2 protein-coding genes are annotated in these 1,846 nt (G+C 57.9%); one reads left to right on the top strand and one right to left on the bottom strand.

Annotated features, from left to right (window positions below; genetic code table 11):
• Window positions 1–585 (bottom strand): hypothetical protein (locus ACOI1H_RS25290; protein WP_422441047.1); only part of this gene is annotated, 585 nt, incomplete at its 3' end.
• Between the two features lie 296 nt (window positions 586–881).
• Here ACOI1H_RS25290 and ACOI1H_RS25285 point away from each other — a divergent pair.
• Window positions 882–1,181 (top strand): hypothetical protein, encoded by a 300-nt coding sequence (locus ACOI1H_RS25285; protein ID WP_422441045.1) that lies wholly within the window; start codon window positions 882–884, stop codon window positions 1,179–1,181.
• Window positions 1,182–1,846: the final 665 nt, after the last annotated feature.

Below are 1,846 nucleotides of genomic sequence, written 5' to 3'. Positions count from 1 at the left end.
CTCTTGCAGTGTCCTGACGAAATCAAAGTCCACATGTGTCGTGGTGGTGATTGCCTTGGGCCTGAGGACATCGCAACGCTTCCAGATCTGGAACACCGCATTGACCTCGTGCAACTGGTCACCAGCGCGAAAGGGCTCCGCAGGCAGGGGCAGTTCATCCACCAACTCGAACCAAGGGTCGAGCCGGTTTTGCATCGTGCCTTTGGACATCGATGCCGGCAGGATCATTGCGATCGTGTCGGCAAATGATGCGGCATGATTGAAAGTCGCGGTGGCCTTGGCAGCGTTGCGCCCGAAAGGCGGGTTTCCGATCACGGCGATGGAGCCGATGTTCTCGTCGGGCACCCATTTAAAAAAGTCGGCCATGACGACCTCGGGGTGGGCGGGCGCGATATCAATTCCGAGGCGTGGGTGAGGCATCTGCTGCAGAAATGCGCCGTCGCCTGCGGAGGGCTCGAGATAGAGATCCGGCGCAAGATCCGGCAGAACGGCATGCAGAAATGCAAGGCAGGCCGCGACCGTCTCGGGGCGGGTGTAGTATTGGTCGTTGGGGTTGGACTGCGGAGTCGCGGGTGTCGTCGCCATGGTGGCCTCCTGTGGGTTACAGGCAGGACGTCGGTCTGTTTGGATCCGCGGAAAAACGATCGCAGGCAGAAAAGTGCATGGTCGGGTATATTTTTGGGCTGTTTCCGAGATTTTTGTTTGGCTGAATACGTTTGGAGCAAAAATCGCCCAGTTCGCGGCGGTTGGGTGAGAAAATTGTGCGGCAAAGTGTAAATAGTGAAGAAAATCGACGCGCGGTGAAGGTTTTCGACACAGGCAATCGTGCCATTGAGGTGAATGAAGTTCCTCATACCCATGACGGATGACGAGATCGCGTTGTGGAGCTGACGACAGTTCTTCTCGATACCCATACCTGGATCTGGAGCCTGTTCCGCAGATCCGAACTCTCTGCGGTCGCGCAGGATGTCATCGCACAGGCCCGGACCGTCTACGTGCCGCCGTGTGCGTTCCACGAGATCACCGCGAAACACCGATCAGGAAAGTGGCTGGAGGTTGAAAGCCTGGTCGGAAGACGTCCGCACCTGCTGCGGGCGCAGTGCGGAATCGTCGCGCCCTATACCGCAGAGATGGCTGTGCTGTCGGGGGGGGATAGATTGGGCGCACAAAGACCCCTTTGATCGGATGATTGCAGCGACGGCAATCGAACTGGCCTGCCCGCTCATCTCGAAGGACTCGACATTCGATGAACTGCGGAGTTTTCCGAACTGGATCGGGCGCATCTGGGATGAGAGCCCGTTAACCTCGTCATAGACACGGTCTGCCGAAGTTTTATCGGAATGGCTCATGTCCTCATTCTGACCATGAAATCTACCCTGTATTGTTCTCGTCTGACGGGGATCTGAAATCGTCGACCTGCACGCAGTCACCTTGACCAGATCGGGCTCCGGCCTCTCCGACAGACCCTGCGCGGCGGTTTTGCACGCTCACAGCATCGTGGTCTTGGGCGTGACGATGAGTCATTGAACCGATCTGCCGTGGCGACCTTTCCATTCGGACGCAAAGCGTCTGGTGCATTTCGACCCACGTCGCGCCCTTTTCAGGGTGTTCTGTATTCGAGACATTCAAGGTATTCGCGGTCTATTTAGCAAACAACTACAGCGCCTTGGCTGCGCCCGTATGCTTGCGCCGCGGAGTCTGCGGCCACACAGCGGGGGGAGGGCTGATGCGCGCGGACCGGGTTCAGTGTGGTGCGGAGCGGTCACGATGTCTGCGGATCGGTCCATCCAGATATCGGGCGTCTGCAGGGAGATAGTGTCCTGCATTTCCGCCTCAGTCGTTATGA

The sequence above is a fragment of the Loktanella sp. DJP18 genome, assembly GCF_049310965.1.
Lineage (GTDB): Bacteria > Pseudomonadota > Alphaproteobacteria > Rhodobacterales > Rhodobacteraceae > Loktanella.
The sequence above is the reverse complement of the archived record's forward strand: the minus strand, read 5'-3'. Positions and strand labels throughout refer to the sequence as shown.